The sequence below is a fragment of the Streptomyces sp. Y309 genome, assembly GCF_056712025.1.
The window spans coordinates 3,228,824-3,250,435 of the sequence record NZ_CM160048.1 but is presented as its reverse complement, the minus strand read 5'-3'; the positions used below and the strand labels follow the sequence as shown (position 1 = coordinate 3,250,435).

Genomic DNA, 21,612 nt, shown 5'->3' with positions numbered 1-21,612 from the left:
CATTCCACCGGGGGAGTTGGAAGCACCAGTGACCACCTGGACCGACCGCGCCGCTGACCGTCCGATCTCGCTCACCGCGCCGAGCGGCATCGACCGCGCGGCCCACCACCGTCTCGACGAGGCCTGGCTCGCCGCCGCGTGGAGCCACCCGTCGACACGGGTCTTCGTGGTCTCCGGCGGCCAGGTGCTCATCGACGAGACCCCCGAGGGCCACACCGAACTCGTGATGACTCCGTCGTTCGAGGCGCCCCTCACCGAAGCCCACCGCTACTTCCTGGGGACCGACGAGGACGGCGTGAGCTACTTCGCGCTCCAGAAGGACTCGCTGCCCGGCCGCATGGACGCGTCCGCGCGCGCGGCCGGCCTGCGCGAGGCGGGCCTGCTGCTGTCCCCGCGCGACGCGGGCCTGATGGTGCACGCGGTGGCTCTGGAGAACTGGCAGCGGATGCACCGCTTCTGCTCGCGCTGCGGCGAGCGCACCGTCATCGCGGCCGCGGGCCACATCCGCCGCTGCCAGGCCTGCGGTGCCGAGCACTACCCGCGCACCGACCCGGCCGTGATCATGCTGGTGACGGACGACGAGGACCGCGCGCTCCTCGGCCGCCAGGTGCACTGGCCCGAAGGCCGCTTCTCGACGCTCGCGGGCTTCGTGGAGCCGGGCGAGTCGATCGAGCAGTCCGTACGCCGCGAGGTCTTCGAAGAGGCGGGCGTCACGGTCGGCGACGTCGAGTACGTCGCGAGCCAGCCGTGGCCGTTCCCCTCCAGCCTGATGCTGGGCTTCATGGCCCGCGCGACCTCTTCGGAGATCAACGTCGACGGCGAGGAGATCCACGAGGCGCGCTGGTTCTCCCGCGACGACCTGCGGGCCGCCTTCGAGTCCGGGGAGGTCCTGCCTCCCTACGGGATCTCGATTGCGGCCCGCTTGATCGAGCTCTGGTACGGCAAGCCTCTGCCGAAGCCCGGAACGGTCGGCTAGCCGGTCAGGCGGCCAGCTTCTGCTTCACCTGGGCCAGCGAGGGGTTGGTCAGCGTCGAACCGTCGGGGAAGAGAACGGTGGGAACCGTCTGGTTGCCGCCGTTCGCCTTCTCCACGAAGGCCGCGGAGTCCGGGTCGTGCTCGATGTTGATCTCGTTGTACGCGATCCCCTCGCGGTCCATCTGGCCCTTCAGCCTGCGGCAGTAGCCGCACCACGTGGTGCTGTACATCGTCACAGTGCCCGGCATGTCTCTCGTGCTCCTTAAGGCTCGGGTGGCGTCATCGCACTTCGGGTGCGTCGTCGCACTGTCTCGAACGTACGTGACCCGGTCACCATTCCCGCATTAGTACGACTGCAGGCGCCTCCCTGTGGACAACCGGCTCTGCGGCCCCTCGGGACCTGGCAGCATGGCGGGGTGACAGCAGCAACGCCTTCCACCCTCTTCCCGCGGGACTCCGGCGGCTCTCAGTGCTCGGCTCCGCCGAGCGGGGCCGACGCGGTGCTCGACGGGCTCGACCCGGAGCAGCGCGAGGTCGCCACCGCCCTGCACGGGCCAGTGTGCGTGCTCGCGGGCGCCGGCACGGGCAAGACCCGCGCCATCACCCACCGCATCGCGTACGGGGTGCGTGCGGGCATCCTCCAGCCCACCAGTGTGCTCGCCGTCACGTTCACCAACCGCGCGGCCGGCGAGATGCGCGGCCGCCTGCGCCAGCTCGGCGCCACCGGCGTCCAGGCGCGCACGTTCCACTCCGCCGCCCTGCGCCAGCTCCAGTACTTCTGGCCGAAGGCGGTCGGCGGCCCGCTGCCGCGCCTCGTCGAGCGCAAGGTCCAGCTCGTCGCCGAGGCCGCGGCCGCCTGCCGCATCCGCCTGGACCGCAACGAACTGCGGGACGTGACCGGCGAGATCGAATGGTCCAAGGTCACCCAGACCGTCCCCGCGGACTACGCAGCGGCGGCCGCCAAGTCCGGCCGCGACATCCCCCGCGCCGCCGCCGAGATCTCCCAGCTGTACGCGGCGTACGAGGACATCAAGCGCGACCGCACCGTCATCGACTTCGAAGACGTCCTGCTCCTGGCCGTCGGCATCCTCCAGGACCGCCACGACATCGCCGACCAGGTCCGCTCCCAGTACCAGCACTTCGTGGTCGACGAGTACCAGGACGTGAGCCCCCTCCAGCAGCGCCTCCTGGAGCTGTGGCTGGGCGACCGCGACAACCTCTGCGTCGTCGGCGACGCCAGCCAGACCATCTACTCCTTCACCGGCGCCACCCCCGACCACCTGCTGAACTTCCGCACCCGCCACCCGGGCGCGACGGTCGTGAAGCTCGTCAGGGACTACCGCTCGACCCCCCAGGTCGTCCACCTCGCCAACGGCCTGCTCGCCCAGGCCAGTGGCCGCGCCGCCGACCACCGCCTCGAACTGGTCTCCCAGCGCGAGCGCGGCACCGACCCCGTCTACACGGAGTACGCGGACGAGCCCGCCGAAGCCGAAGGCGCCGCCCGCCGCATCCGCGCCCTGATGGCCGACGGCGTCCCCGCAGGCGAGATCGCGGTCCTGTTCCGCACGAATTCGCAGTCGGAGATCTACGAACAGGCCCTGGCCGACGCCGGCATCCCCTACCAGCTGCGTGGCGCCGAGCGCTTCTTCGAGCGCACGGAGGTCCGCGAGGCGGGCGCCGCCCTGCGCGGCGCCGCCCGCTTCGGATCCAACGACGCCCTCCTGGACGACGTGGTGGACCTGCCCTCGCAGGTGCGTGCCGTCCTTTCCACCAAGGGCTGGACGACACAGCCCCCCGCGGGCTCCGGGGCGGTGCGGGACCGCTGGGAGTCCCTGGCCGCCCTGGTGCGCCTCGCCGAGGACTTCGCCGCCGCCAGGCCCGAGGCCACGCTCGCCGACCTGGTGGCCGAGCTGGACGAGCGCGCCGCCGTCCAGCACGCGCCCACCGTCCAGGGCGTCACCCTCGCCTCCCTGCACGCCGCGAAGGGCCTGGAGTGGGACGCCGTCTTCCTGGTCGGCCTCGCCGAGGGCATGATGCCGATCACGTACGCCAAGACCGACGAACAGGTCGAGGAGGAGCGCAGGCTCCTCTATGTGGGCGTGACCCGCGCCCGCGTCCACCTGTCCCTGTCCTGGGCCCTCTCCCGATCCCCGGGCGGCCGCCCCAACCGCCGCCCCAGCCGTTTCCTGGACGGACTGCGCCCCGGCTCGGGCACGGCGTCCGGGGGGCGCGCGGCGGGCGGGCCCGGCGGCATCGAGCGGGGCACCGGCGGCGGCACCGAGCCCGGCGCCCCCCGGAGCCGACGCCGCGGCAGCCGCGCCCCGGCCCGCTGCCGCGTCTGCGGCCGCACCCTCACCGAGGCCGGTGAGATGAAGCTCATGCGCTGCGAGGACTGCCCGTCGGACATGGACGAAGGGCTCTACGAACGGCTGCGGGACTGGCGCTCCGGCCAGGCCCAGCGCCTCGGGCAGCCCGCGTTCTGCGTCTTCACGGACAAAACCTTGATCGCCATCGCCGAGGCCGCACCCGAGGAAGAGGGCGATCTGGCCCGGATCCCCGGGGTCGGCATGCGCAAGCTCAACCGGTTCGGTGCCGATGTCCTCGCCATCTGTGCAGGTCAGGAGCTTGGCGGAGCCGACGAGGCGAACTGATTCAAACTCGTCGAAAAAATAGTTTGCGCATGCGCCAGCAATCCCCATAGGTTCTTAAGCACGGGAACGGCGGCTTCACCGAAGCCCTGGTCCCGTGCTGTACTTGTCAGTCCGCAGGATCGGTTCCGGCCGATCCCCCAGACGCCGAGAGGAGGCGAATTCCAGTGATCAGCATCAAGAAGAGCTTCATCAGCACCGCCAAAATGACCGATCGCTCGGTCGTCGCTTCCTGCCTGCTCGGCTTCTCGAACCTGGGCACCGGTCTGTCCGTCGGCACCGCCGCTCCTTCTGTCGGTAATGCCGCCGTGCGTCCGGCGTCCGCCTCCCTGCCTCTCTCGGGTCTCCAGATCCGTGAGGGCAATGAGCGACCGACCAAGGCACCGGAAGCAGTAGCGACGGCACAGGCGCACGCCTATGCCTTCGCGGCAGCCGGTGCCGGATTCCGGAAGCAGACGACGCAGCACCACACGATGTGGGCCTTCCGTGGGCTCGAACCCTGGAGTGATCCAGCCTGATCTTCGATCAGGCCGGCGCCTTCAGGGCCGCGGAACCCCACCCGGGATCCGCGGCCCTTCTGTTTGCCCCGAAGCGGGGAGACGGAGCGAAGGGGCCGAGCAAGACCCGGTACCAGCCGCCAGCCGGCCGACCAGGCCGGAACGACCAGACGAGGAAGACACCACCGTGCAACTCGAAGCGCACGCCCCGTCCGTACCGCCTTCAGACCCGCTCCCCCCGCCCGTTCCCACGGAGGACCCGACCTTGACTCCCCTGACCGCGCTCACCGCGCTCGACGACGCCATCGAGAACCTCGGCGTACCCGTCCCCTGCCGTGCCTACGACCCGGAGGTCTTCTTCGCCGAGTCGCCGGCGGACGTCGAGTACGCCAAGTCCCTCTGCCGTACCTGCCCGTTGATGGAGGCCTGCCTGGCCGGCGCCAAGGAGCGGCGTGAGCCGTGGGGCGTCTGGGGCGGCGAACTGTTCGTCCAGGGCGTGGTCGTGGCCCGCAAGCGGCCGCGTGGCCGCCCGCGGAAGAACCCGGTAGTGGCATGAGCACCGCCGGCACGATCGATCGCCCCCTGACGCACGACCCCAAGAAGCAGGCCCCGATGAAGGCACCCACCAGCGAGCCCAGCGGCTCCGCCACCCCAGACTTCTTCACCACCGGCGCGACCGGGTCGCGCCAGAACAGGACCCGCGAAATGCAACTCATCCCAGAAGCCCTGGCTCGTGCGCATATGCACGAACGCATGCGTGAGGCCGACGAGCACCGTCCGGCCGCCCGCCTGATCGCGGCCCGCCGCATGCAGCGCCGCGCCGAGCGCGCGTCCCTGCGTGCCCGGCGCGCGCTCGCAATGGCGGTCATGCAGTAGGCACGCGGCAACCGCGAGACGCACTGCACACGCACATCACGGAAGCTCCCGTCGAGCTTCACTCGCAGTAGCCCGCGGGGGCCGGTCCGAACGGACCGGCCCCCGCGGTGCGTTGTGCTCACCGATCCTTCGGCGGCGGCGATAAGGTCGCCGGGTGGACCAGCAGCCTCCTGAACCTGCGGACGCCGAGAACCTCGTTTGCGCCAGCTGCGGCAAGGTCGCCGAAGGCCGGCCCCCGACCTGGATCTGCTCCGTCGAGAACGGCGTCCGGCACTACTTCTGCGACGCCTGCGCCCGGGACAACATCCGAGCGATCGAAGGCCGCCTCGACTCCTCCTGGTGGTGACCGGCCTCGCCGCCGGGCAGGCGCACCCTCACGCCTCGACCGCCGCTTCCTCCAGGTCGCCCTCTTCCTCGATCGCGTCCTCCATCTCCTCGATCTCCTCCGGCACGAACCCCGGCAGCCACTCCTCCAGTTCCTCACGCATACGCACCGTCGCGCCCAGCTGACACAGGACGCCGATGGTGCTCAGCGTGACGCGGTGGATCAGGAGATACGACGGGGGCAGGTTCAGACGCTTGCCCAACTGGTAGGCGGGGGAGCGGGGGTCGGCCACGCGCGCCGCCTGGCTGCGCATCCAGCCGCGGGTGAAGGTGAACTCGTCGGCCACGGCCGGCTCGATGATCGGCAGCAGATAGTCGAGGACGGCCTCCGGCTCCAGGTCGACCGTCTCCTTGACGAAACCCTCCTCGCACAACATCTCGTACACCGCGTCGGCCTCGCCCTCGACGGTCATCCGCAGCGAGTCGCCGATCGTCGGGGGCAGCCCGCCGGGCAGCCGGTCCACCGTGCCGAAGTCCAGGACGCCGAGCCGCCATGATCCCTTGTCGCCGGGGAGCAGGCGGAAGTTCCCCGGATGGGGGTCGGCGTGCAGCAGACCCGTGCGGGCCGGGCCGGAGAAGAGGAAGCGGGTGAGGAGCTGTCCGGCACGGTCACGCTGCTCCTGCGTCCCCTCCGTGATCACCTCCGACAGCGGCACCCCGTCCATCCACTCCGTCACCAGGACCTGCTCGCTCTGGTGGACCACGTCCGGCACCACGACATCCGGGTCCTCCGCGAACTCCTCGGCGTGGGCGTGCTGGGCCTGTGCCTCCAGGGCGTAGTCCAGCTCCTCGGAGACGCGGTCGCGCAGCTCGGCGATGAGCGGCTTGATGTCCATGCCCGGGATCAGCGGCCCGAGGACCCGCGCGAAGCGGCTCAGTTGATTCAGATCCGAGAGCAGCGCCTCGCCCGCGCCCGGATACTGCACCTTCACCGCGACGTCGCGCCCGTCCTCCCACACCGCCCGGTGCACCTGGCCGATCGAGGCCGCCGCCGCGGGCTTGTCCTCGAACTCCAGGAAGAGCTCGCGCCAGTTCGAGCCGAGCCGCTCCTCCAGCACCGCGTGCACGGTGCGGGTCGGCATCGGCGGTGCCGCCTCCTGAAGCTTCGTCAACGCCGCGCGGTAGGGCCCCGCGACCTCTTCCGGCAGGGCCGACTCGAAGACCGAGAGGGCCTGGCCGAACTTCATGGCGCCGCCCTTCAGCTCACCGAGCACCTTGAACAGCTGCTCCGCCGTGCGCTGTTGCAGCTCACGGCCGACGAGCTCCGCCGACTTCCCGCCGATGCGTTTGCCGAGCCCCCAGGTCGCGCGGCCGGCGAAGCCGAGCGGCAGCGCGGCCAGTTTGGCGGTACGGGTTACCGCCTTCCGGGGAAGATCAGACATGCGCCCCTCCAAATCCCAGACAGCCGCGCCCTTTCAGGCGGTTACCCGGCCATTGTGTCGTGCGGCTCTCGATCCACGGAGGTGCGCTCCCCTTTAACTTGCTCACTCGCCCCACAGGGGCAGGAGGCGTGCGCCCGCTCACGTCGGCGGTGCCAGGTCAGACCGGGAGCCGGGACCTTCCACCGGACACCCGCGAGAGTCGGCTCCGCCCCGTCCAGAAAGGCCAGGGCGTGCGCCGCGGCCAGCCCGGCCACCGTGGTGGCGAGAGCCAGGTCACAGGCCGGAACCTGATGGCGACGGCCCGAGCGCCACTGGGCCAGCATGCGCGGCCACGCGGCGTCCGCGTCCGCGCGGTCCAGGGCGAGGCACCCGGCGCAGGCGGTCGCGCCCGGCAGCACCAACGGGCCGAGCACCCCTGTGCCCTCGATCACACCCGCGTACAGATGCGGAGTCCCTGCCGCGATGAGGGGCTCGGCGGCGAGCGGGTCGGGAGCGAAGGCGTCCAGGCCGTCGCGCGGGGCGAGGACGATCAGGGACAGCGGGCGCTCGCCGTCGCTCCTGTCCTCGGGGTGACGCGGCGGGCGGCCCGGTGCCGCGCGGCGCACGGCCGTTCTCGCGGCGGCGTCCCTGCGCTGCCCGACCGATTCGGGCGGCAGCCCGCCCGGGGCGACGTCCCACGGCTCGACGCAGCCCCCGTCCATCACCTCGACCTGGCCGACGCCCGCGCCGGACAGGACCGAGGCGACGACCGCTCCCACCCGGCCCGTGCCCTGGACGCGCACGCGGGTGGCCCGGCGCGCGGCCAGCTTGCGGATGCCCTGGTTCGGCTCCGGGGTGATGGCCGACAGCGCGGCGAGGTCCGGGCGCAGCCGGTCCATGACTTCCGTGCGGGAACGCAGGGCGTCGGCCGCCGGGCCTCCGCCCGTCGCGTCGTCGAGGAGTCCGGCCCGGGCCAGCCGGTGCAGGAGCCGGTCCACGTGGCCGTCGGGCAGGCCCATCCGCTGCCCTTCCTCGCGCAGCAGCGGCAGCCCGCGGGTGCCGTCGAGGAGGGTGAGGAAGCTGCCTGTCGCCGTGTCGACCGGCTCCAGGACCCGGGCGTGCGCCCGCGTCACCCCGAATTGGACGGTGTTCAGATTGCGCCAGCCCCGGCGCAGCGCAGGCTTCAGGATCGGATGCATGGTCGGCCCCCCGTTTCGTGTCCGCGCTGCCAGAATGCCCGCCCGTCCGGGGGTGTGCGCGCGGTTGTCCACAGGCGGCGAATACTTGTCGTACTAATCAAGCGCATGGGGAGTGGATCGGGACCCAACCGTCCCGGAGGCGGGACTTCCCCCACGCCAAGCGGGTAACGTCGAGGCGTGCCCGCCGACCCACTGCACCGCGCCACAGGACCACAGCGCAGCGCGACCAGCCCGCCGTCACCCGGCTCGGCGGCGAGCGCGGTCGAGGTGCGAAGGAGCGCCCGCCGCCGCAGAACGGTCTCGGCGTACCGGGAGGGCGACCGCACCGTCGTCCTGATCCCGGCCCGCATGTCCGAGGCGGAGGAACAGCGCTGGGTGAACGTGATGCTGGACAAGTTGGCGGCACAAGAGAGCAAACGCGTTCTGGGCGACAGCGAACTCGCCGAGCGGGCCCAGCGGCTGTCCGAGCAGTTCTTCGACGGCCGGGCGCGGCCCACATCCGTTCGCTGGGTTACGAACCAGAACACCCGGTGGGGCTCGTGCACGCCGTCGGAGGGCAGCATCCGGCTCTCGCACCGGCTGCAGGGCATGCCGGAGTACGTCGTGGACTACGTCCTGCTGCATGAGCTCGCGCACCTCCTCGTGCCCGGGCACGGGCCGAGGTTCTGGCGCCTCCTCGAGGCGTATCCGCGTACCGAGCGGGCTCGCGGCTACCTCGAAGGCGTGGTCGCGGCGGACCGGCTGCCGCATCTGCCGGCCGCCCGGGAGGAATGAGAGGCGCCTGGTGCGCGCGTTGTGTACCGGGTCTGTACCGACTTGGTTCGTTGTCGGACTGAGCGGTTAGCCTGGCGCGACGCATTCACATTCGGGATGGGGGACGGTCGTTACGTATGGCCAGGGAATTCCAACGCGGCCACAAGGCCAAGATCAGTGACCTCACCGCGGGCACCGATCTGTACGTAGGGGTGCACATCGCTGCCCCCGGGGTGAGCTTCGACATCAGCTGCTTCGGCCTCGACGGGAGCGAGCGGCTCTCGGACGACCGTTACTTCATCTTCTTCAACCAGCCGAAGTCTCCGGAGGAGTCGCTTCAGCTCCTGGGCGCGCAGGCCGGCGACCACGAGTCGTTCCGCGTCACGCTGGACCGTATTCCGCCGCAGATCCAGAAGCTGTCGTTCACCGCGTCGATCGACGGCGCCGGGCAGATGTCGCAGATCTCCTCCGGCTACATCCGGATCGTGGCCGGCGGCGAGGAAGTGGCCCGCTACTCCTTCTCCGGCGCGGAGTTCTCTACCGAGCGCGCCCTGATGCTGGGCGACTTCTACCTGAAGGACGTGTGGCGCTTCGCCGCCGTCGGGCAGGGCTTCGACGGCGGGCTCGACGCGCTGATCAGGAACTTCGGCGGGGAGGTCGCCGAGGAGGAGCCCGCGGCCCCGGAGCCCCAGGCCGCCCCCGGTTTCGCGCCGCCCGCCGCCGGTGCCGCGGCACCGCCCGCGTTCGGCGCGCCCGCGGCCCCGGCCACGCCGTCCCCGGCTCCCGCCCCGGATCCCGCGCCCGCACAGCATTTCGCGCCCCCCGCGGGCGCCACCCCGCCGCCCGCCCCGGCCCCCGCCGACCCCTCGGTGCACGCCGCGCAGACCATCGTCGCGCCGATCAACCAGCCGGGCGGAGCCGTGCCGCCGCCGTCGGCCCCGACGCCGTACGGCCAGCCGGGCGCGCAGCCTCCGGGCCAGCACGGCCAGCCGGGCCAACAGCCCCCGCAGCAGCCGCAGTTCGGCCAGACCCCGCCCGCGCCGCCGGGCTACGGCCAGCAGCCGTCCGCACCCCCGCCGCCCGGCTACGGCCAGCCCACCGCACCGCCCCCGCCGGGCTACGACCAGCAGCAGCCCTCGGCACCCCCGCCCCCCGGTTACGGCCAGCAGGCCGCCGCGCCCGCGCCGCCCGGCTACGGCCAGCAGCCCCAGGCCCCGGCCCCGGGGCAGATCCCGGGCCAGGCGCAGGCCCCGTTCGCCGCGGGTGCCGCGGGCGGAGTCCCGCAGGCCGCCCCGCAGGGCGCCGGTGTCGCCGCCGCGCTCCAGAAGTACCGCGAGGCGGCCACGGGCCAGCGCTGGACGCAGCAGAACGAGAAGCTGGTCCGCGTCGACCTGGGCGTCGGCGACCAGCCCGTGCTCGCCCGCCAGGGCAGCATGGTGCTGTACCAGGGCAAGGTCGAGTTCGGCTACAAGGGCGCGGGCTTCCAGGGCCGCATCGTGGGCAACGCGACCGGCCAGGAGATGCAGCTCATGCGCTGCTCCGGACGCGGCCAGGTCTTCCTCGCCGAGGAGGGCACGCACCTGCACCCCATCGAGCTCCAGGGGGACGCGATCTGCGTCTCCGCCGAGAACGTCCTCGCCTTCGACGAGTCCCTCCAGCACGAGGTGCGCCGCATCGAGGGCCATGGGATTCCCGGTGGCGCGCTGTTCGTCATGCAGTTCCAGGGGAGCGGCACGGTCGTCGTGAAGACGCACGGCACGCCTGTCGTGCTGCCGGTCACGCCGACGACCTTCGCCGACTGCCACGCCGTGGTGGCGTGGTCGGCGGCCGCTCAGGCGATCGTGTCCAGCCAGGTCAGGCTGCGCGGCAACGCCTCCGCGGGCTCCACGGGGGAGAGCGTGAACCTCCAGTTCCGTGGCGCGCCCGGCAATTTCATCGTCGTCCAGCCGTTCGAGGTCTGAGGGAGCCCGTCATGAACCAGCAGCTTGCGGGCTTTGCCCCGGCACCCGTCGCCGCCCGCATGGAGAACCACGGCCACCACATGGTCAAGGTCGCCATGCAGACCGGGAACGACCTCCTCGCGCGCGTGGGGTCGATGGTCGCCTACGAAGGCTTCGTGCAGTATGAGCCGAACCCGCCCGCCGTCCGCCAGATCGCGCGCGACTGGATCACCGGCGAGGGTGCGCCCTTGATGAAGTGCTCCGGAGACGGCCTGCTCTATCTCGCGGACTACGGAGCGGACGTCGTCGTCATCAACCTGGCGGGCGACTCGCTCTCCGTGAACGGCACCAACCTGCTCGCCTTCGACGCGAGCCTCCAGTGGGGCGTCGAGCGGGTCAAGGGCCTGGCGAAGTTCGCCGGACAGGGCCTGTGGAACATCAAGGTCTCCGGTCAGGGCTGGGTGGCGCTGACCTCGCGCGGGACGCCGATCGTCGTCGACTGCGGCCGCGGCGAGGACGAGACGTACGTGGACCCGGACGCGCTGATCGCCTGGTCGCCGAACCTGAAGGTCAAGGGCAAGCGCAGCTTCAGGGCCGGCTCCCTGATCGGGCGCGGCAGCGGCGAGGCCTACCAGATGGGCTTCTCCGGAGAGGGCATCGTTGTCGTACAGCCCAGTGAGGACAGCACCGACCGCCTCCGGATCCGGAGCTGAGGGGGAGCAACACACCATGCAGAGCCCGCTTTTCGCGCACACCGAGCAACAGACCCAGGAGCGCTACACCGTCCAGAACCCGCAGCTCCTGCGGGTCGCCCTCGAAGGCCACGACGACGTGCTCGCCCGCAAGGGCGCCATGGTCGCCTACCAGGGCCTCGTGGAGTTCGACGCCGAGTATCAGAACCGGGGCCAGCAGCGCGCCCGCGCGCGCACCGGCGAGGGCCTGGACCTGATGCGCTGCCACGGGCAGGGCACCGTCTACTTCGCGAACCTCGCGCAGTACATCCACCTGGTGGACGTGGAGCAGGACGGCCTGACGGTGGACAGTTCATACGTTCTCGCGATGGACTCGTCCCTGACCCACCAGGTCATCGCCGTGGACAGCCAGTACGGCATCTCCGGCTCCGGCAAGTACCAGCTCAACATCACCGGGCGGGGCAAGGTCGCCCTGATGACGTCGGGCCAGCCGCTGATGCTCCAGGTCACCCCGGACCGGTACGTCAACGCCGACGCCGACGCGATCGTCGCCTGGTCCAACGGCCTGCGGGTGCAGATGCAGGCCCAGACGCACTCCTCGGGCGTGTGGCGGCGCCGTGGGAACACCGGCGAGGGCTGGGAGCTCAGCTTCATGGGGCAGGGCTACGCCCTCGTCCAGCCGAGCGAGATGCTGCCGCCCCAGCACGCCACCATCGGCCAGGGGGCGCGCGCCCAGTTCGGCATGGGGCAGCAGGGGGCCCGCGGGCAGAACCAGGGCAACGTCTGGAACTGATCCTCCAGTGACATGCGTAAGGGGCGGTCACCATGGCGACCGCCCCTTACGCATGCCTCATGGGCGGGTCACAGCCGGGCGCGAGTGGCCCGTACCAGGCGGACGACGGACTCGTCCGCGACGTCCGCCACCTCGTCGTACGCGAACCAGCGCAGGTCCAACGATTCTTCGCTGATCGACTCGACCGCGTCGGCCGGGGCGAGCGCGGCGTACTGCACGTCCAAGTGCTGGGTGCACGGCCCCGGGATCGGGTGCCGGTCCAGGCGGACCGGTCCGCCGGGCAGCAGCGACAGGCCCGGGACGCCCGACTCCTCGGTGGCCTCGCGCAGCGCGGCGGCGGCCAGGGAGGCGTCGCCCGGCTCGCAGTGGCCGCCCATCTGAAGCCACATCCGCAGCTTCTTGTGGAGCGTGAGCAGCACGCGCCCGCGCGACGGGTCGACGACCAGGGCGCTGGCGGTCACGTGGCCGTCCGTGCAGGCCTTCCACATGCCGTCGTCGGGGTGTGCGGACAGGTGGTCCAGGTAGTACTGGCGCAGCTCTTCCTGGTTCTCGTAGGCCTTCAGTACGAGAACGGCGTCGTCGTGCAGGCTCACTTGCCGTCGTCGTCCTTGCCGTCGTCCTTGCTGTCGTCGGCAGCGGCGTCGTCGCCCTTGGACAGGTCCGGCTTGCCCGCCGCGCCGCTGTCCGCGGCCTCGCCGAGCATCTTGTCCAGCTCGGAGAAGTCGAGCTGCTCGCGGTGCACGAAGCCGTCCGGGTCGTCCAGGTCGGACGCCGTGGGGAGCATGTCCGGGTGGGCCCACAGGCCGTCGCGGCCGTCCACGCCGCGCGCGTCCGTGAGCGAGGCCCACAGGCGCGAGGCGTCCCGCAGCCGGCGCGGGCGCAGCTCAAGGCCGATGAGGGTGGCGAAGGTCTGCTCGGCGGGGCCGCCGGTGGCGCGGCGCCTGCGCAGCGTCTCGCGCAGCGCGTCGGCGGACGCCAGGCGCGGCTTGGCCGCCGCGTGCACGACCGCGTCCACCCAGCCCTCGACGAGGGCCAGAGCGGTCTCCAGGCGCGCGAGGGCGGCCTTCTGCTCGGCCGTGTCCTCGGGCTGGAACATGCCCTGCTGGAGTGCTTCCTGAAGCTGCTCCGGGTTCTGCGGGTCGAACTGGCCGACGACGTCCTCCAGCTTGGAGGTGTCGACCTTGATTCCGCGGGCGTACCCCTCGACGGCGCCGAACAGATGCGAGCGCAGCCACGGCACGTGGGCGAAGAGCCGCTGGTGGGCGGCCTCGCGCAGCGCCAGATACAGGCGCACCTCCTCCATGGGGACGCTCAGGTCCTTGCCGAAGGCCTCCACGTTCACCGGGAGGAGCGCGGCCTTGCCGGCGGGGCCGAGGGGCAGGCCGATGTCCGTGGAACCGACGACCTCGCCCGCGAGGACACCGACGGCCTGGCCGATCTGCTGGCCGAACATCGCGCCGCCCATGGAGCGCATCATGCCGATCAGCGGGCCCGCCATGGCCTGCATCTCCTCGGGCAGGACGTCGCCCATGGCCAGGCCGACGCGCTCGGCGACCGGGTCGACCAGCTCCTTCCAGGCCGGGAGGGTCGCCTCGACCCACTCCGCGCGGCTCCAGGCGACCGCGCTGCCGGAGCCGGACGGCAGGGACGTCGCGTCGTCCAGCCACAGGTCCGCCAGGCGCACGGCCTCCTCGACCGACGTGCGCTCGGCGGGGCCGACGCTCGCGTCCTTGGTGCCGTCCGCCGTGCCCTGGGAGACGGTCTGGCGGGCGATGTCCTTGGCCATGTCCCAGTTCACCGGGCCGCCCTCGTACGACAGCATCTGGCCGAGTTGCTGGAAGGCGGCTCCCAGGTCGTTCGGGTTCATCGACCCGAACATGGCGGCGAAGGGATTGTCGCCGCCGGCGCCCCCGGCCCCCAGGGGCCCGAAACCGAACGGGTTGGCAGGGCCACCGGAACCCTGTCCCCCTCCGGGGGTGTCCTTCTTCTTGCCCTCGTCGCCGTTCTCCGGCTCCTCCGGCGGAAGGCCGAATCCGAATGGGGTGTCACTCACGGGATTCCTCGGCTCGTTGGGCCACCGGATCTCGGTCCGGTGGCGATTGCCCGACAACACCACCCAGCGTAGACACCGCGGCCGGTTCGGGCCTCGGTGCTTCGCCGCCTCGGGGGCTGCGGCAGGATGGATGCCACCTGGTACGTACGCGTCAGTTCGCGCATGTACTGAAGACAACCGCTGGAGACGCCCGGTGAGTTCCCCAGATCCACAGGTTCGCGCAGCGCGAAACCCTTCAGACCCAAAGCCGACCGACACCGCCGGAGAGCCGGACTCCGTCCGAGCGGGGGAGCCGCCCCCCTTGGTGGTTCCCCTGCGCGACGGCTCCTCGTCCGCGGGCCTGCGCGGCCTCGTCGTCGCCGTCACCGGCGCGGCGGCGGGCGTGGGCGCGCAGCTCACCGAGCGCCTGGCCGCCTCGGAGGCGATCAAGCAGGTCGTGGCCATCGACGAACGGCGCGGCGACTGCGCGCAGGCGCAGTGGCACATCCTGGACGTCCGGGACCCGGCGATCGCGGAGAAGCTGCGCGGTGTGGACGTCGTGGTGCACCTGGCGCTCGACCTCGACCTGGAGACCGACGCCGCGGCCCGTACGGCGTACAACGTGCGCGGCACCCAGACCGTCCTGACGGCGGCCGCCGCCGCGGGCGTGCACCGTGTCGTGCTGTGCACGTCGGCGATGGTCTACGGAGCCCTGTCCGACAACGAACTGCCCCTCTCCGAAGACGCCGAATTGCGGGCGACGGCGGAGGCGACGGGCGTCGGCGACCTCCTGGAGATCGAACGCCTTGCCCGGCGCGCCCCGCGCGCGCATCCCGGTCTGAACGTCACCGTGGTGCGGCCCGCGATCCTGGTGGGCGGCACGGACACCGCGCTGACCAGGTACTTCGAGTCTCCGCGGCTCCTAGTGGTGGCGGGGTCGCGGCCCGTGTGGCAGTTCTGCCATGTCGACGATCTGTGCAGCGCGCTGGAGTACGCCGTCGTGGAGAAGGTCGACGGGGAGCTGGCCGTCGGCTGCGACGGGTGGCTGGAGCAGGAGGAGGTCGAGGAGCTGAGCGGGATCCGGCGCATGGAGCTGCCGTCCACCGTCGCTCTCGGCGCGGCGGCCCGGCTCCACCGGATCGGGCTCACGCCGTCCCCGGCGGGGGACCTCGCGTACACGATGTATCCCTGGGTCGTCAGCGTCAGCCGGCTGCACGACGCGGGGTGGCGGCCGCAGTGGACCAACGAGGAAGTGCTCGCGGAACTGCTCGAAGAGGTCGCGGGGCGGCGCACCGTGGTCGGGCGGCGGCTCGGGCGCAAGGACGCGACTGCTGCGGGTGCCGCGGGGGCGACGGTGGCTCTGTTGGGTACGGCTGCGTTGGTGCGGCGGGCGCGGAAGGCTCGGCGGCGGTTGTAGCCCCCGGGGCCGGGGGGCCGCCATGCCGCCCCGTGTCCGGCACCGGGGCTGGCGTCCGGACATAAGGTGCCCGGCACCGGTGTGCTGTGCCCACCCGTTCCGCCCTGCGGAACGATTGCCCACAGCGGCAGCGGCGGCGGCAGCGGCAGGCGGCGGCGGCAGGCGGCAGCGGCGGCGGCAGGCGGCGGCAGTGGTGGGCTGTAGGGAGGTCCAAAGCTTGTGCGTGTGGGCCTGGTGAAAACGCTATTCCTGGATGTCAGTGGTGTGCGGCACGATGGCTGCATGGGACGTAATCCGATGGACCACCCCGGTGAGCAGGCCGCTGCCGAGCCGATTCGGCTGCTCGCGATCCGTGACACCCCGCTCTCGCTCGACGAGGTCTTCAAGGCCGTCGGGGACGACTCCGCGGGGGGCACGGCGCTGTTCGTCGGGACGGTGCGCGATCACGACGGAGGCGCGGACGTCGACGAGCTCGGGTACTCGAGCCATCCCAGCGCCGAGGCGGAGCTGCGGCGCGTGGCGGAGAAGGTCGTCGCCGAGTTCCCGGTGCGTGCCCTCGCCGCGGTGCACCGGGTCGGTGACCTCTCCGTGGGCGACCTCGCGGTCGTCGTCGCGGTGTCCTGCCCGCACCGGGCCGAGGCCTTCGCGGCCTGCCGCAAGCTGATCGACGACCTCAAGCACGAGGTGCCCATCTGGAAGCACCAGCGGTTTTCCGATGGCCAAGAAGAGTGGGTCGGCGCATAGCGCCGTCGTTGCTCCACAGGGCTCCGGTTGCGTAACCCGACCCCTGCCGTGAGCGTTGACGGAGCAGCGGGTTAATCTGCTGATCAGTCAGTTGTGGTCGCTCATGCGGGTCGGGAGGTCGACATGGCGTCACTCGCCTGGTTGCTGATTCCGCTTCTGGCGGCGATCGGTGCGGGTCTGTGGGCAGGCTGGGCCAACCGGAACCGCAAGAGCGGCAGGACCGGTGACAACACCGAGCTGCACGGCTACGCCGCGTTCCGCGAGGCGATGGAGAAGTCCCACTCGGGCTCCGACACCCCTGCCTGATCCCGTAAGGGCTCCACACACGGGATCCCCGTACGGACTCCGCGTACCGAATCCCGTACGGACGCCCCAGGGATGCACCCACAGGACCGTCCCGTACTGTCGTTCCATGCCACGCCGCACTGCGACGATGCTCGCCTCCACCCTGATGCTGATCGCGCTGCTCTGCGCCGGAGTGCTCATCAAAGTGCCGTATTCGGAGATGTCCCCGGGGCCGACGGTGAACACCCTGGGCGACCACGACGGCGAGCCGGTGCTGCAGATCTCGGGCCGCAAGACGTACGCCACGAGCGGCCACCTGAACATGACGACGGTCAGGGTGACCAGCGCCGACTACAAGATGAACCTCGCGGAGGCCGTGTACGGCTGGGTGGCGCACGACAACATCGTCGTCCCGCACGACACCTTGTACCCGGACGGCAAGACCGAGCAGCAGTCCACGCAGGAGAACGCCGAGGAGTTCAGCCAGTCCCAGGAGAGCGCGAAGGTCGCCGCCCTGAAGGAACTGGACATCCCCGTGAAGTCCCAGGTGGTCGTCTCCACCGTCTTCAAGGACAGTCCGGCCGAGGGCCGGCTGCACGCGGGCGACGTCATCAAGAGCGTCGACGGCACCGCCGTGAAGCAGTTCACGGACGTCGCCAAGCTGGTCACGAAGCACAAGCCCGGTGAGCGGGTGGTGTTCGGCATCGTCCCCGTCAAGGAGGCGGCCGCCGCCGAGAAGGCGGGCAAGGAGCCGACCGCGTCCGAGGAAGTGAAGATCACCACGGAGAAGGCCGAGGACGACGGCCGCGCGGTGGTCGGCATCAAGGCCGGGACCGACCACACCTTCCCGTTCACCATCGACATCAAGCTCGCCGACGTGGGCGGGCCCAGCGCGGGGCTGATGTTCGCCCTCGGCATCGTCGACAAGCTCACGCCGGGCGACCTCACCGGCGGCAAGTTCGTCGCCGGCACCGGCACCATCGACGACGCCGGCAAGGTCGGCGCGATCGGCGGCATCGAGATGAAGACCGTCGGCGCGCGCGACAAGGGCGCCGAGTACTTCCTGACGCCGAAGGACAACTGCGCGGCCGCCGCGAGCGATGTCCCCGACGGGCTCACGCTGGTCAAGGTGGACACCATCGACGACGCCGTGAAGTCGCTCAAGGCGATCAACAAGGGCGACACCGCCGACCTGCCGAAGTGCACCACCAAGGGCTGACGGAACGACGGTGGCCGGGGCGGCGGACGACGCCGGCCCCGGCCACATAGGACACGAAAACCTACTCCGCGAAGGTTGCCGCCAACGCCTCCGCGAGGCCCGGCACCAGATCCGAGCCGGTGAGGACATCCGTCGCGGAGTCCTTCTCGCGCAGCCGCAGCGCCGATTCGCGGGCGCCGTCGCGCAGCACCGCGACCGTCATGCGGACCTCCTGACGGTCAGGGTGCTCGGCCACCCACTTGGCGAGCTGCTTCTCGCTCATGCCCTCCGGAACGGAGGCTTCAGCCGAGGGCGGAAGCATCATGCGCTCCACGCTCAGGGCGCAGCCCGCGACCGAGTCGGGCCAGGCGATGGTGCCGAGGAACTCGTCGAGCGGAGCGCCCGCGGGCAGCTCGTCCTGCTCGATGGGGGTGAGCGGCCCGGCGGACGGGTCGTCGGACAGACCGAGGCGGGCCGCCAGGGTCGGCTCCTGTGCGCGCAGTTGGGCGGTGTCGACAAGCGCGAAGAGGCGGGCGGGCTGATCCCAGCCGAGCGACGCGACATACTCGTCGATTTCGAGCACTGCGCGGGTGAGGGGGCTCGCGGCCATCGGTGGGCCGGAGGAGGAAACGTTGGGCATGCCCAATATCCTGCCTCGTTCAGACCCGGGAACGGGAACTGAGTAAAGCGTCGGTAAGTTGCATGAGTGGGCTCTACGATCGCGGGGCCTGTTTCAGCCAGCAGCACGACCACAGCCAACAGCCACAGCTACAGCGAACTTCGAGGTGCGCACCTTGGCTTTCCAGATGCCGGACCGCGGCGGAGGCCCGACGGGGCCACGGATCAGAGTGGGCCGACCGTCCCGTCGCGTCCGGACCCTGCTCATGACGCTGGGCGTCCTGGCCGTTCTGGCCATGGCGTTCGTCATGTTCGCGGGATTCTGGACGGACTGGCTCTGGTACCGCTCGGTCGGCTACTCATCCGTCTTCACGACGACCTTGTGGACCAAGATCGGCCTGTTCTTCGTCTTCGGGTTGCTCATGGCGGCCGCGATCGGCGTGAACATCTGGCTGGCGCACCGGCTGCGCCCGCCGCTGAGCGCCATGTCGATGGAGCAGCAGAGCCTCGACCGCTATCGCATGGCGATCGCGCCCTACAAGAAGTGGCTGCTGATCGGCATCACGGCCCTCGTCGGCCTGATCGCGGGCGCCTCCGCCTCGGGCCAGTGGCGCACGTGGCTGATGTGGGTCAACGGCGTCCCCTTCAACCAGAAGGACCCCCAGTTCCATCTGGACGTGTCCTTCTACGCCTTCGACCTGCCCTGGTACCGCTTCCTGCTGGGCTTCGGCTTCGCCGCCACGGTGCTCTCGGTGATCGCCGCCGCCCTGACCCACTATCTGTACGGCGGCCTGCGCATCACCAGCCCCGGCGGGCGGGCCACGGCCGCGGCCACCGGCCATCTCTCGGTGCTCATCGGCATCTTCGTCGCCCTCAAGGCGGTCGCGTACTGGCTCGACCGGTACGGCCTCGCGGTGAAGTCCAGTGACTTCAAGGCCACGGGCAACTGGACGGGCCTGCGCTATGTGGACGCCAACGCCTATCTGCCGGCGAAGACCATCCTGTTCTGCATCGCGGTGATCTGCGCGCTGCTGTTCTTCGCGACGCTGTGGCGGCGCACCTGGCAGCTGCCGGTCATCGGCTTCGGCCTGATGGTGCTCTCCGCGATCCTCATCGGCGGGCTGTACCCGGCCATCGTGCAGAAGTTCCAGGTCCAGCCGAACGAGCAGGCCAAGGAGTCTCCGTACGTCGAGAAGAACCTCGAGGCGACCCGCAAGGCGTACGGCATCGGCGGCACGAACGTCACGGAGTACCCCGGCGTCAGCAAGACCACCGACAAGACGAAGCTGCGCGACGACGTGGCGGGCGCCGCGAGCCTGCGCCTGCTCGACCCGAACATCGTCTCGCCGACGTTCCAGCAGCTGCAGCAGATGAAGAACTACTACGGCTTCCCGTCGAACCTGGACGTCGACCGGTACAAGACCAAGGACGGCAAGGAGCAGGACACCGTCATCGGCCTGCGCGAGCTGAACCTGGACGGCATCCCGAAGAACAACTGGATCAACGACCACTTCCGCTACACCCACGGGTACGGAGTGGTCGCGGCCAAGGGCACCGAGGCCGACGAACAGGGACGGCCGAAGTTCACCGAGTCCGATCTGCCGTCCAAGGGCAGCCTGGGCCAGTACCAGCAGCGGATCTACTACGGCGAGAAGACCACGCAGTACTCCATCGTCGGCGGTCCCCAGAAGGAGATCGACTACTCCGACGACGACGGCGAGAAGACGACCAGCTACAAGGGCAAGAGCGGCGTCAACCTCTCCAACCCGCTGAACAGGGCGGCGTACGCGGTGTCGTTCGGCGAGCCGCAGATGCTCTACTCCGGAGCGATCGGCGAGGGCTCGCGGATTCTGTACAACCGCACGCCGAAGGAGCGCGTCGAAGCGGTCGCCCCCTGGCTGACGATTGACGGCGACGCCTATCCGGCGGTCGTCGGCAAGAAGATCCAGTGGATCGTCGACGCGTACACCACGACGAACGGCTATCCGTACGCCTCGCGGACCACGCTGGGCGACACCACGGCCGACTCGCTGACCGCGAGGAACAACCAGCGCGCGGTGGTGGCCCAGCAGAACCAGGTCAACTACATCCGCAACTCGGTGAAGGCGACCGTCGACGCGTACACCGGCGAAGTCAAGTTGTACGAGTGGGACACCAAGGACCCCGTCCTCAAGACGTGGCGCAAGGCGTTCCCGGGCACCGTCAAGGCCAAGAGCGAGATCTCCCAGGACCTGATGGACCACCTGCGCTATCCGCAGGACCTGTTCAAGGTGCAGCGCGAACTGCTGACCCGCTACCACGTGAAGGACGCCGAGACGTTCCTCAGCGGCAGCGAGGTGTGGCAGGTGCCGGACGACCCGACGAACCAGACGTCGAGCGCCGTCCCGCCGTACTACCTGAGCATGAAGATGCCCGGCCAGAAACAGCAGGACTTCTCGCTGACGACGTCCTTCAATCCCAACGGCCGGGACAACCTCAGTGCCTTCATGTCGGTCAACGCGGAGCCGGGGACCGATGACTACGGCAAGATCAGAATCCTGAAGATGCCGTCGAGTACGACGGTCGACGGACCCAAACAGGTCCAGAGCAAGTTCAACTCCAACGAAGCGATCGCGGAACAGATCAGACTTCTCAAGGGCGGCGACTCCGAAGTCGACTACGGAAATCTGCTGACGGTGCCGTTGGACGGAGGCCTGCTCTATGTGGAGCCCGTCTACGTGAAGGGCGGCGGGCTGAAGTACCCGCTCCTGAAGAAGGTCCTCGTCACCTACGGCAGCAAGATCGCCTTCGAGGACACCTTGGACAAGGCGCTCAACGTGGTCTTCGGTACGGAGGACAAGACGCCCGTCGAGCCACCGGACGAAGGCGAGAAGCCCGACAAGGAGAAGCCACCGGCTACTGGCGACTCCGACAATCCTGAGCTCCAGAAGGCCATCGACGACGCCCAGAAGGCGATCGACGAAGGCAAGGAGGCGCTCAAGCGGGACGACTGGGAGGCCTACGGCAAGGCCCAGGACAAGCTCCAGGACGCCCTGCAGCGGGCGGAGGACGCCCAGACCAAGCCGTCGGGAGGCGGCGACGGGAAGGGGACGGACAAGAAGCCGGACCAGGGGCCGGACAAAGAGCCGGACAAGGGCGGCGACAGCGGCTAGTCCGCCGCCGGCCCGCCGGTAGCGCGCGGACAGCGCGCGGGAGCCACC

At 70.5% G+C, this 21,612-nt stretch carries 21 protein-coding genes; 15 read left to right on the top strand and 6 right to left on the bottom strand.

Going from position 1 to position 21,612, the window contains the following annotated elements; translation table 11 throughout:
- The first annotated feature begins 28 nt into the window (after nucleotides 1-28).
- Complete coding sequence (gene nudC / locus AC0KTA_RS12460; protein ID WP_481055185.1) at nucleotides 29-976, top strand: NAD(+) diphosphatase; 948 nt, start codon at nucleotides 29-31, stop codon at nucleotides 974-976.
- Between the two features lie 4 nt (nucleotides 977-980).
- On the opposite strand, the gene AC0KTA_RS12455 is transcribed toward nudC, so the two are convergent.
- Nucleotides 981-1,223, bottom strand: coding sequence for a mycoredoxin (locus AC0KTA_RS12455; protein WP_481055184.1), 243 nt, complete (start codon nucleotides 1,221-1,223; stop codon nucleotides 981-983).
- A 135-nt stretch (nucleotides 1,224-1,358) separates the two neighbouring features.
- On the opposite strand from AC0KTA_RS12455, the gene AC0KTA_RS12450 reads away from it, so the two are divergent.
- From AC0KTA_RS12450 to AC0KTA_RS12430, 5 genes are all read left to right on the top strand, one after another.
- On the top strand, nucleotides 1,359-3,626 hold the full coding sequence (locus tag AC0KTA_RS12450; RefSeq protein ID WP_481056399.1) for an ATP-dependent DNA helicase UvrD2: 2,268 nt from the start codon (nucleotides 1,359-1,361) through the stop codon (nucleotides 3,624-3,626).
- A 164-nt stretch (nucleotides 3,627-3,790) separates the two neighbouring features.
- Nucleotides 3,791-4,141 carry a hypothetical protein gene (locus tag AC0KTA_RS12445; RefSeq protein WP_481055183.1) on the top strand — a complete coding sequence of 117 codons (351 nt, stop codon included), beginning with the start codon at nucleotides 3,791-3,793 and terminating at the stop codon, nucleotides 4,139-4,141.
- Nucleotides 4,142-4,307: 166 nt separating this feature from the next.
- Nucleotides 4,308-4,676 (top strand): WhiB family transcriptional regulator, encoded by a 369-nt coding sequence (locus AC0KTA_RS12440; RefSeq protein WP_481055182.1) that lies wholly within the window; start codon nucleotides 4,308-4,310, stop codon nucleotides 4,674-4,676.
- A complete protein-coding gene (locus tag AC0KTA_RS12435) occupies nucleotides 4,673-4,996 on the top strand; it encodes a hypothetical protein (RefSeq protein ID WP_481055181.1) in 324 nt (107 codons plus the stop codon). The genes AC0KTA_RS12440 and AC0KTA_RS12435 overlap by 4 nt, the downstream gene beginning before the upstream one ends.
- Before the next feature lie 154 nt (nucleotides 4,997-5,150).
- A complete protein-coding gene (locus AC0KTA_RS12430) occupies nucleotides 5,151-5,342 on the top strand; it encodes a hypothetical protein (protein WP_481055180.1) in 192 nt (63 codons plus the stop codon).
- Between the two features lie 28 nt (nucleotides 5,343-5,370).
- On the opposite strand, the gene AC0KTA_RS12425 is transcribed toward AC0KTA_RS12430, so the two are convergent.
- Both AC0KTA_RS12425 and AC0KTA_RS12420 read right to left on the bottom strand, forming a co-directional pair.
- Nucleotides 5,371-6,762 (bottom strand): ABC1 kinase family protein, encoded by a 1,392-nt coding sequence (locus AC0KTA_RS12425; protein ID WP_481055179.1) that lies wholly within the window; start codon nucleotides 6,760-6,762, stop codon nucleotides 5,371-5,373.
- Between the two features lie 41 nt (nucleotides 6,763-6,803).
- A complete protein-coding gene (locus AC0KTA_RS12420; RefSeq protein WP_481055178.1) occupies nucleotides 6,804-7,940 on the bottom strand; it encodes a ThiF family adenylyltransferase in 1,137 nt (378 codons plus the stop codon).
- A gap of 177 nt (nucleotides 7,941-8,117) precedes the next feature.
- Here AC0KTA_RS12420 and AC0KTA_RS12415 point away from each other — a divergent pair, with 177 nt between their 5' ends.
- The 4 genes from AC0KTA_RS12415 (at nucleotide 8,118) to AC0KTA_RS12400 (ending at nucleotide 12,118) form a co-directional block, all read left to right on the top strand.
- Nucleotides 8,118-8,714: a M48 metallopeptidase family protein gene (locus tag AC0KTA_RS12415; RefSeq protein WP_481055177.1), complete on the top strand. Its 597-nt coding sequence runs from the start codon at nucleotides 8,118-8,120 to the stop codon at nucleotides 8,712-8,714.
- A 116-nt stretch (nucleotides 8,715-8,830) separates the two neighbouring features.
- Nucleotides 8,831-10,654, top strand: a complete 1,824-nt coding sequence (locus AC0KTA_RS12410; RefSeq protein WP_481055176.1) for a TerD family protein — start codon at nucleotides 8,831-8,833, stop codon at nucleotides 10,652-10,654.
- An 11-nt stretch (nucleotides 10,655-10,665) separates the two neighbouring features.
- Nucleotides 10,666-11,346: an AIM24 family protein gene (locus AC0KTA_RS12405; protein WP_058849678.1), complete on the top strand. Its 681-nt coding sequence runs from the start codon at nucleotides 10,666-10,668 to the stop codon at nucleotides 11,344-11,346.
- 16 nt (nucleotides 11,347-11,362) lie between these two features.
- Complete coding sequence (locus AC0KTA_RS12400) at nucleotides 11,363-12,118, top strand: AIM24 family protein (protein WP_481055175.1); 756 nt, start codon at nucleotides 11,363-11,365, stop codon at nucleotides 12,116-12,118.
- 68 nt (nucleotides 12,119-12,186) lie between these two features.
- On the opposite strand, the gene AC0KTA_RS12395 is transcribed toward AC0KTA_RS12400, so the two are convergent.
- Nucleotides 12,187-12,711 (bottom strand): NUDIX hydrolase, encoded by a 525-nt coding sequence (locus tag AC0KTA_RS12395; RefSeq protein WP_481055174.1) that lies wholly within the window; start codon nucleotides 12,709-12,711, stop codon nucleotides 12,187-12,189.
- Complete coding sequence (locus tag AC0KTA_RS12390; RefSeq protein WP_481055173.1) at nucleotides 12,708-14,171, bottom strand: zinc-dependent metalloprotease; 1,464 nt, start codon at nucleotides 14,169-14,171, stop codon at nucleotides 12,708-12,710. Before AC0KTA_RS12390 ends, AC0KTA_RS12395 begins: the two co-directional genes overlap by 4 nt.
- A 193-nt stretch (nucleotides 14,172-14,364) precedes the next feature.
- On the opposite strand from AC0KTA_RS12390, the gene AC0KTA_RS12385 reads away from it, so the two are divergent.
- The 4 genes from AC0KTA_RS12385 to AC0KTA_RS12370 all read left to right on the top strand — a co-directional run bounded on the left by AC0KTA_RS12385 (nucleotide 14,365) and on the right by AC0KTA_RS12370 (nucleotide 17,815).
- The gene (locus AC0KTA_RS12385; RefSeq protein ID WP_481055172.1) at nucleotides 14,365-15,567 is read left to right on the top strand and encodes an SDR family oxidoreductase; all 1,203 of its coding nucleotides are present in this window, start codon (nucleotides 14,365-14,367) and stop codon (nucleotides 15,565-15,567) included.
- Between the two features lie 282 nt (nucleotides 15,568-15,849).
- The gene (locus AC0KTA_RS12380) at nucleotides 15,850-16,311 is read left to right on the top strand and encodes a molybdenum cofactor biosynthesis protein MoaE (protein WP_481055171.1); all 462 of its coding nucleotides are present in this window, start codon (nucleotides 15,850-15,852) and stop codon (nucleotides 16,309-16,311) included.
- 123 nt (nucleotides 16,312-16,434) lie between these two features.
- Complete coding sequence (locus AC0KTA_RS12375) at nucleotides 16,435-16,617, top strand: hypothetical protein (protein ID WP_481055170.1); 183 nt, start codon at nucleotides 16,435-16,437, stop codon at nucleotides 16,615-16,617.
- A gap of 106 nt (nucleotides 16,618-16,723) precedes the next feature.
- On the top strand, nucleotides 16,724-17,815 hold the full coding sequence (locus AC0KTA_RS12370) for a YlbL family protein (RefSeq protein WP_481055169.1): 1,092 nt from the start codon (nucleotides 16,724-16,726) through the stop codon (nucleotides 17,813-17,815).
- 61 nt (nucleotides 17,816-17,876) lie between these two features.
- Here the strand turns inward: AC0KTA_RS12370 and AC0KTA_RS12365 are convergent, their stop codons facing one another.
- Nucleotides 17,877-18,434: a PPA1309 family protein gene (locus AC0KTA_RS12365; protein ID WP_481055168.1), complete on the bottom strand. Its 558-nt coding sequence runs from the start codon at nucleotides 18,432-18,434 to the stop codon at nucleotides 17,877-17,879.
- 166 nt (nucleotides 18,435-18,600) lie between these two features.
- Between AC0KTA_RS12365 and AC0KTA_RS12360 the strand changes: the two genes are divergently transcribed.
- Entirely contained in the window at nucleotides 18,601-21,564 is a 2,964-nt protein-coding gene (locus AC0KTA_RS12360) for a UPF0182 family membrane protein (protein ID WP_481056398.1), read from the top strand.
- Nucleotides 21,565-21,612 lie beyond the last annotated feature (48 nt).

Excerpts from the sequence above, each read along its gene's own strand:
- AC0KTA_RS12380 (WP_481055171.1), top strand. The coding sequence starts at position 15,850 with ATGGGACGTAATCCGATGGACCACCCCGGTGAGCAGGCCGCTGCCGAG.
- AC0KTA_RS12425 (WP_481055179.1), bottom strand. The coding sequence starts at position 6,762 with ATGTCTGATCTTCCCCGGAAGGCGGTAACCCGTACCGCCAAACTGGCC.
- AC0KTA_RS12410 (WP_481055176.1), top strand. The coding sequence starts at position 8,831 with ATGGCCAGGGAATTCCAACGCGGCCACAAGGCCAAGATCAGTGACCTC.
- AC0KTA_RS12405 (WP_058849678.1), top strand. The coding sequence starts at position 10,666 with ATGAACCAGCAGCTTGCGGGCTTTGCCCCGGCACCCGTCGCCGCCCGC.
- AC0KTA_RS12435 (WP_481055181.1), top strand. The coding sequence starts at position 4,673 with ATGAGCACCGCCGGCACGATCGATCGCCCCCTGACGCACGACCCCAAG.
- AC0KTA_RS12360 (WP_481056398.1), top strand. The coding sequence starts at position 18,601 with ATGCCGGACCGCGGCGGAGGCCCGACGGGGCCACGGATCAGAGTGGGC.
- AC0KTA_RS12420 (WP_481055178.1), bottom strand. The coding sequence starts at position 7,940 with ATGCATCCGATCCTGAAGCCTGCGCTGCGCCGGGGCTGGCGCAATCTG.
- AC0KTA_RS12400 (WP_481055175.1), top strand. The coding sequence starts at position 11,363 with ATGCAGAGCCCGCTTTTCGCGCACACCGAGCAACAGACCCAGGAGCGC.
- AC0KTA_RS12455 (WP_481055184.1), bottom strand. The coding sequence starts at position 1,223 with ATGCCGGGCACTGTGACGATGTACAGCACCACGTGGTGCGGCTACTGC.
- AC0KTA_RS12365 (WP_481055168.1), bottom strand. The coding sequence starts at position 18,434 with ATGCCCAACGTTTCCTCCTCCGGCCCACCGATGGCCGCGAGCCCCCTC.
- AC0KTA_RS12375 (WP_481055170.1), top strand. The coding sequence starts at position 16,435 with ATGGCGTCACTCGCCTGGTTGCTGATTCCGCTTCTGGCGGCGATCGGT.
- AC0KTA_RS12370 (WP_481055169.1), top strand. The coding sequence starts at position 16,724 with ATGCCACGCCGCACTGCGACGATGCTCGCCTCCACCCTGATGCTGATC.